The 6,895-nt window shown below is 72.1% G+C and carries 7 protein-coding genes; all 7 read left to right on the top strand.

The annotated features are described in order from the left end of the window. The first annotated feature begins 190 nt into the window (after positions 1–190). The 7 genes from AC5L35_RS18990 to AC5L35_RS19020 all read left to right on the top strand — a co-directional run bounded on the left by AC5L35_RS18990 (position 191) and on the right by AC5L35_RS19020 (position 6,760). Complete coding sequence (locus AC5L35_RS18990; RefSeq protein ID WP_495060985.1) at positions 191–1,135, top strand: SDR family oxidoreductase; 945 nt, start codon at positions 191–193, stop codon at positions 1,133–1,135. A 36-nt stretch (positions 1,136–1,171) separates the two neighbouring features. Then, positions 1,172–2,107: a helix-turn-helix transcriptional regulator gene (locus AC5L35_RS18995; RefSeq protein WP_495060986.1), complete on the top strand. Its 936-nt coding sequence runs from the start codon at positions 1,172–1,174 to the stop codon at positions 2,105–2,107. Positions 2,108–2,217: 110 nt separating this feature from the next. Beyond that, entirely contained in the window at positions 2,218–2,649 is a 432-nt protein-coding gene (locus AC5L35_RS19000) for a cupin domain-containing protein (RefSeq protein WP_495060987.1), read from the top strand. Positions 2,650–3,051: 402 nt separating this feature from the next. Next, on the top strand, positions 3,052–3,774 hold the full coding sequence (locus AC5L35_RS19005; RefSeq protein WP_495060988.1) for an acetate uptake transporter: 723 nt from the start codon (positions 3,052–3,054) through the stop codon (positions 3,772–3,774). A gap of 131 nt (positions 3,775–3,905) precedes the next feature. Next, positions 3,906–4,673: an SDR family NAD(P)-dependent oxidoreductase gene (locus AC5L35_RS19010; protein ID WP_495060989.1), complete on the top strand. Its 768-nt coding sequence runs from the start codon at positions 3,906–3,908 to the stop codon at positions 4,671–4,673. 56 nt (positions 4,674–4,729) lie between these two features. Beyond that, positions 4,730–5,596: an alpha/beta fold hydrolase gene (locus tag AC5L35_RS19015; RefSeq protein ID WP_495060990.1), complete on the top strand. Its 867-nt coding sequence runs from the start codon at positions 4,730–4,732 to the stop codon at positions 5,594–5,596. A 165-nt stretch (positions 5,597–5,761) separates the two neighbouring features. Next, positions 5,762–6,760 carry an LLM class flavin-dependent oxidoreductase gene (locus tag AC5L35_RS19020; RefSeq protein ID WP_495060991.1) on the top strand — a complete coding sequence of 333 codons (999 nt, stop codon included), beginning with the start codon at positions 5,762–5,764 and terminating at the stop codon, positions 6,758–6,760. The last annotated feature ends 135 nt before the right edge of the window (positions 6,761–6,895 follow it).

Consider the following 6,895-nt stretch of genomic DNA (forward strand, 5'->3'; position numbering starts at 1 on the left):
GCCTGCTGCTGGCAGGGGTCCTGCGACCCCCGCTGCCTGGTAAGGCGGTCCGGGGAGCGACCCCGGACGGGGCCCGCGGTGACGGTCTGTCTGTGGCGGTCATCGCAGGCCTGACAGGGCATGGATGACAGTGCCGAACGCTCCCACGCTGTCAGTGGCACGAACCGACCACTTCGGCAGGAAGAACGCGATGAGAGCAGTTGTGAAGGAGCCGGCCGTCCCGGACCTCGCCGGGAAGCTGGCCGTCGTCACCGGCGCCAGCGACGGCGTCGGGCTGGGCCTGGCCGCGCGCCTGGCGAGAGCAGGCGCCGAACTCGTCCTGCCCGTTCGCAATCCGCGCAAGGGCGCGGCGGCGGTCCAGCGCATCCGAGCTGACGTGCCCGGCGCCGTGGTCGCGCTGCGCGAGCTCGACCTGGCGTCCCGCGCGTCGGTCGCCGCACTGGCGCAGACCCTGCGCGCGGAGCAACGCCCGATCCACGTCCTCGTCAACAATGCCGGGGTGATGACTCCGCCCACCCGGCACACCACGTCCGACGGGCTGGAGCTGCAGTTCGGGACGAACCACCTCGGGCACGTGGCGCTCACCGCGGGGCTGCTGCCGCTGCTGCGAGCAGGCGGGGCGCGGGTCACCACGATGTCGAGCAGCGCCGCCCGGTACGGACGGCTGGACTGGGACGACCTGCAGGCCGAGCGGCGCTACTCGCCGGTGCGCGCCTACAACGCTTCGAAGCTGGCGAACCTGCTGTTCGGGCTCGAACTGGAGCGACGCAGCAGGGCAGGCGGCTGGGGGATCACGAGCAACGTCGCGCACCCCGGGACGACCCTGACGAACCTCTACGCCTCCGGGCCGAACCTGGGCCGCGCCCGCCCCTCACCACAGAAGGCGATCATGGGCCGGCTCGCGCGCTGGGGCGTGTTCGTCCAGGGGGTCGACGCCGGCCTGCTGCCCGCCCTGTACGCCGCGACGAGCCCGGATGCTGCCGGGGGCCGCTTCTACGGGCCGGACGGCGTCGGCCAGTTCACCGGCGGGCCGACCGAGCTGCCGATCTACCGGTCCGCACGCAGTCCCGAGGACGCCGCCCGGCTCTGGGACGTGTCCGAGCGGCTGGCCGGCGTGCCGTTCGCGACCGCGTGACGGGAGCCGGCCGGGCCGAAGGTGGAGAGTGGAGTGATGGATCGCGCACGCCTCGCAGGGTTCCTGCGCGCCCGGCGAGAGGCACTGCAGCCCGAGGACGTCGGGCTTCCCCGCGGACGTCGGCGGCGCACCCGCGGGCTGCGCCGCGAGGAGGTCGCGCTCCTGTCGGACGTGTCGGTCGACTACTACGTCAGGCTCGAGCAGGAGCGCGGGCCGCACCCGTCCGAGCAGACCCTCGCCGCGCTCGCGCGCGGCCTCCGCCTCTCGATCGAGGAACGCGACCACCTGTTCCGGCTCGGCGGCTACCTGGCGCCGCAGCAGGCGCGGCGCGCCGACCACATCAACCCGGGGATGCTGCGCGTGTTCGACGGGCTGAGGGACGCGGCCGCGCAGGTGGTCAACCACGTCGGCGAGACGCTGACGCAGACCCGGCTCGCGGTCGCGCTGGGCGGCGACGAGACCGCCTACAGCGGGTTGGCACGCAGCCTGCACTACCGGTGGTTCACCGATCCGGCCACGCGGGCGCGCCACCCGGAGGAGGACCACGCAGCGCGCAGCAGGCTCATCGCGGGCAACCTGCACACCGCCTTCAGCCGGGACGGTGCGGGGTCGCGTGCCGCGGAGATCGTCGATGCCCTGCTGGCGCGGAGTCCGGAGTTCGCCGACATCTGGCGGACACACCCCGTGCCGGGGCCGTGCCGTGCGCCGGAACGGCTGCTGCATCCCCAGGTCGGGCTGCTCGAACTGCATTGCCAGACGCTGCTCGACCCGGACCTGTCGCAGCTGCTGCTGGTCTACACGGCCACGCCGGGCACCGAGAGCGCAGAGAAGCTGCGGCTCCTCGCGGTCCTCGGGCACCAGCCCTGGCCCTCCGGCAGCCGTGCCGACGGCAGCCTCGGCGGCTCGCCGGGCGTCGAGGAGTTGATCGGCAGGTGGGAGCCCGGCTCGGCCGCGGCCACTCGTACGAACTGACCCCGTTCATCCGGCGGCCGGTGCCGCCCCGCTGTCACAGATGGCGCCGCCGTCCTGTCCTAGCTGGTGGCAGTGACTCGAGGTCACCGCACGAGAAGCTGGGAGCACCCATGACCATCCACCACTCGCACCACATCGAGGACCCGAACCGGACGACCCCCGCACCGGAGATCGAGCTGATCGGCTCGGTGCCTACCCCTCCGGTGCCCGATCCGTCCGAGGCGATGACCATCCGCGTCACCCTGCCTCCGGGGAGCGCGGGCTCGCCGCCGCACCGGCACACCGGCCCGGCCTTCGGCTACGTCGTCGAGGGCGAGATGATCTTCGAGCTGGAGGGCGAGCCGCAGCGCGTCGTGCATGCCGGCGAGACCTTCTGGGAGCCGGGCGGCGACGTGATCCACTACCAGGACGGCAACAACCTCGCCGACGCCCGGACGCGGTTCGTGGTCACCATGTTCGGGGTCCCCGACCAGCCGATGCTGATCCCGGTGAGCGCCGAGGAACTCGAGGAACGCAAGTCCCGCCGCGCCCCTCGTCCCTGATCGGCTCGATGGACGGAGCACGGGCCCGTGCCGGTGACGGAGGCGGGATCGTCGTCGGGAGTTCTGCGGCCCGAGCTGGACGGCCCGCGCCCGCCCATCACCCGTCCGGCCCATGTTCGCGCACTCAGCGCCACCGTCGTCAGTGGTAGCGGGCATAGCGGGGTTCCGGCCAGCAGGTAGCGAAGATGGCTGCAGGCCGTGACGACTTCCGTTCGCTCGAGAGTCAGTGTTTACCTCACGGCTCGCGTCACGCCGGCAAGCAACCGTGACGCGGGCCGGCTCCAATGATCTCTGCGATTCCTGGCTCGACCCCGGGCAATGAAGGATCGCACTCGGCCCTCGTGTCGATGCGATTTTCCCGGCCCCTGCAGGGCGAGCAAGCGCGACACATCTGGAGGAAGAGTGAGTGCCGATATCAGCGGGCTCTCCGTGTGGTTCGCAACCCCCGAGTACAGGTTCTGGCGCGACCGCACGACGATCGCGCTGCTGCCGGACGCCGCGCCGTCCATTCTCGGGCTCTTCGGCTTCGCCACCGCCACCTTCATGGTCGCCGCCAGCCTGGCGGGCTGGTACGGGAACGCGGAGACCCCACTGATCCTCTTCCCGTTCGCCCTGGCCGCGGGCGGTATCGCGCAGGTGCTCGCCGGCATGTGGGCCTACCGCGCCCAGGACATGGTCGCCACCGCGCTGCACAGCATGTGGGGGTTGTTCTGGATCGGGTACGGCCTGTACACCCTGCTCATCGCGGTGGGCGTGCTGCCCGCCACCAGCCCCGTCGCCGCCGTCGCCTTCGGTCTGTGGTTCCTCGTGCTGGCCGCGATCACGTGGATGGGTGCGGTTGCCGCAGCGAGCGAGAACATCGCTCTCACCGCCGTCCTGGGCACACTGGCCGCCGGTTCCACGCTGCTGGCGATCGCGTTGCTGCGCGTGCTGCCGGCGGTGCAGGCCATCGGCGCCTACGTGCTGCTCGTCTCCGCCGCGCTGGCGTGCTACCTCGCCGCCGCGATGATGCTCGAAGCCACCGCGAAGCGGGTCGTCCTACCGATCGGCAAGCGTCGTACAGCGCGGCTTCCCGGCGCCGTCCAACGGAACGTGAACGTTCCCGGACTGACGGTCGGCGGGTAATACCGGACGGGGACCCTGGCCCGAAACCGTCCGGAGCCGCCGCTGCGCACGTGCCCGACGTGCGCGGCGGCGGCGTTTCCCGTGGGTCCGCACCAGCCGCGAAGCGCCGAGCGAGAGAGGACGCGAATCTCATGGAACTCGAGGATCAGGTCGCGCTGGTGACGGGCGGTACGGCCGGGATCGGCGCCGAGGTCGCCCGCCTCTTCGCCCGCGAGGGGGCGCAGGTCGTCATCTCCGGCCGCAACGCGGAACGGGGAGTGATGGCCGCAGCCGACATCGACGGTGGGCGCGGGCGGGTGCGCTTCGTCACCGCCGACCTCGGCGATCTCGACTCGCTCAGGAGCCTCGCCGATCAGACCGGGGAGGTCGACGTCCTGGTCAACAACGCGGCCGGCTCCCCGACCGGAGTGACGGTGGACCAGGACGTCACCTCGTTCCAGACCATGTTCGACACCAACGTGCGCGCCACCTACTTCCTCACGGAACTGCTCGCCCCTGCCATGCTGGCCAAGGGCCGGGGCAGCATCGTCAACGTCAGCACGATGGGCGCCTCGATGGGGGTGGCCGGCGTGTCGGGCTACAGCGCCACCAAGGCCGCCCTCGCCGCGCTGACCTGCAGCTGGGCCACGGAGTTCAGCCCACAAGGGGTCCGGGTCAACAGCGTCGCGCCCGGCCCGGCCCGTGCCGAGGAGGACCTCGTCGAGTGGGCGGAGCGCACGGGGCGCGCGGCACGCGCCCGCGATATCGCCGAGGCGATCCTGTTCCTCGCCTCGCCCCGGGCGAGCTACGTCACCGGCTCCACCCTGGCTGTCGACGGGAGCGGGCTCGAGCCGAGCGACCTGCCTGGCGGGTCGGCCCGCAGCCTCGCCCGTCTGCGTGGCGGAGACCCCGAGGGGTAGGTCGGCGGGCGAGTTCGCCTCCGGTTCCAGGGCCGGCCGGCTCCTAGCATGGCCGCATGCTGCTCGCCGATGCCGTGGACGGGTTCCGTCTGGCCTATGACGATCATCCGGGGGAGGGTGCGGGGACGGTCGTGCTCCTGCACGGGTGGCCGGGGGACCGGCACGACTTCCGGGACGTGGCGGCGCTCCTGGCGGGTCGGTGCCGGGTCGTCGTCCCGGATCTGCGGGGGTTCGGCGCGTCCGAGACGGACCCGGCGGCCGAGCCGGCCGCGTACGGGGCCGATGCGCAGGCCCGCAGCGTGCTCGCGTTGGTCGAGTCGCTCGATGCCGGGCCGGTGGTGCTGGGCGGCTACGACGTGGGGTCCCGGATCGCCCAGGCGGCGGCGCGGGCGCGGCCCGATCTGGTGCGTGCGTTGGTCGTGTCGCCGCCGCTGCCCGGGGTAGGCGATCGGGTGCTGACCCCCGCCGCCCAGCGTGAGTTCTGGTACCAGGCGTTCCACCAGCTGCCGCTGGCCGAGCAGCTGGTGGGCGGTTCGCAGGACGCGGTGCGGGCGTACCTGGCGCACTTCTGGACGCACTGGTCCGGCCCCGACTACGTCCCGGACGAGGCCGAGCTCGACCGGCTCGCCGAGGTCTACGGCCGTCCGGGGGCGTTCGTCGCCTCGATCAACTGGTACCGCGCGGGATCGGGCGCGGTGGCGCTGTCGGCGCAGGAGAAGCCGCCCGCCCCGGCCGACCGGATCGCGGTGCCCACCACGGTGCTGTGGCAGGAGCACGACCCGCTGTTCCCGCGAGCGTGGTCCGACCGCGTCACGGAGTGGTTCGCCGACGTGGAGGTCCGCCCGCTGGACGGGGTCGGGCACTTCACTCCGCTGGAGGCGCCGGAGACGTTCGCCGCGGGGATTCTGGAACGGCTCGGCTGAGGCGACTCGCGGGTCTGGAACGGGCGACTCGCGGGTCTGGGACGGGCGACTCGCGGGGTGGGGGGCGGGGCGGGCTGCGGGGAACGAACGCGGGTCCTCACGGGTTGACCACGGTGGGTGCTGCAGCCGGCACCCGCTGGATCCCGACGAACCGAAGGCCTGCACATGCCCGTGACGCTCTCCATCCTCGACCTCGCACCCGTTGCACCTGGACAGACGGCACGGGAGAGCTTCGAGGGGAGTGTGCAGCTGGCCCGGGCCGCGGAGCGGCTCGGCTACCGCCGCGTCTGGTACGCCGAGCACCACAACATGGCGACGATCGCCTCGTCGGCCACGAGCGTCCTGATCGGCTACGTGGCCGCGCACACTTCCACGATCCGGCTCGGTGCCGGTGGCGTCATGCTGCCGAACCACGCGCCGCTGACGATCGCCGAGCAGTTCGGCACCCTGGAGACACTCTTCCCCGGCCGGATCGACCTGGGGCTGGGCCGCGCTCCGGGCAGCGACCAGGTGACCATGCACGCGATGCGTCGCGATGCGTCGTCGTCCGACCGCTTCCCCCAGGACGTGCTGGAGCTGCAGGGGTACCTGCAGGGCAAGTCCCGCGTTCCCGGGGTGCAGGCGGTGCCCGGAGCGGGAACGAACGTGCCGCTGTACATCCTCGGGTCGTCGCTGTTCGGTGCTCAGCTGGCCGCGGCGCTGGGCCTGCCGTACGCGTTCGCCTCGCATTTCGCACCCGAGGCGCTGCACGCCGCGATCGCGACCTACCGCCAGGAGTTCAAGCCCTCGGAACAGCTCGCCGCGCCGTACGTCATGGTGGGGGCGAACGTGATCGCGGCCGACGACGCCGAGGATGCGCAGAAGCAGTTCGTGACGGTGCGCCGGGCACGGGTCCGGGGGATGATCTCGCGCGGTCCGGGCACCCCGAACTACACCGACGCCGAGATCGACGCCTTCCTGACCACGCCCAACGGCCAGCAGATCGCCAACATGATGAAGTACACGGCCGTCGGTACGGCCACGCAGGTGCGCGAGTTCCTGGAGCAGTTCGCCGACTCCACGCAGGCCGACGAGCTGATCGTCGCGCACCATTCGCAGGGCATCGCGGAGCGCGTCCGCTCGGCGGAGCTCACGGCCGACGCGATGCTGGGCGCGGACGCCTGAGCCGCCGGTTCCCACTCGGACCTCACAGCTAGTTGTAGTGCCCGTGAGCGTTGTTGAGGGCGTGTCGGCCTGAAGATGGAGAGACCTTCGGGCGAGGTGTGAGTTGTCGACGCTCGCGAGCCACCGGCTACAAGT

This window comes from Pseudonocardia sp. OZ21, assembly GCF_059359135.1.

Coding starts and splice junctions, on each gene's coding strand:
- AC5L35_RS18990 (WP_495060985.1), top strand. CDS start 191: ATGAGAGCAGTTGTGAAGGAGCCGGCCGTCCCGGACCTCGCCGGGAAG.
- AC5L35_RS18995 (WP_495060986.1), top strand. CDS start 1,172: ATGGATCGCGCACGCCTCGCAGGGTTCCTGCGCGCCCGGCGAGAGGCA.
- AC5L35_RS19000 (WP_495060987.1), top strand. CDS start 2,218: ATGACCATCCACCACTCGCACCACATCGAGGACCCGAACCGGACGACC.
- AC5L35_RS19010 (WP_495060989.1), top strand. CDS start 3,906: ATGGAACTCGAGGATCAGGTCGCGCTGGTGACGGGCGGTACGGCCGGG.
- AC5L35_RS19015 (WP_495060990.1), top strand. CDS start 4,730: ATGCTGCTCGCCGATGCCGTGGACGGGTTCCGTCTGGCCTATGACGAT.
- AC5L35_RS19020 (WP_495060991.1), top strand. CDS start 5,762: ATGCCCGTGACGCTCTCCATCCTCGACCTCGCACCCGTTGCACCTGGA.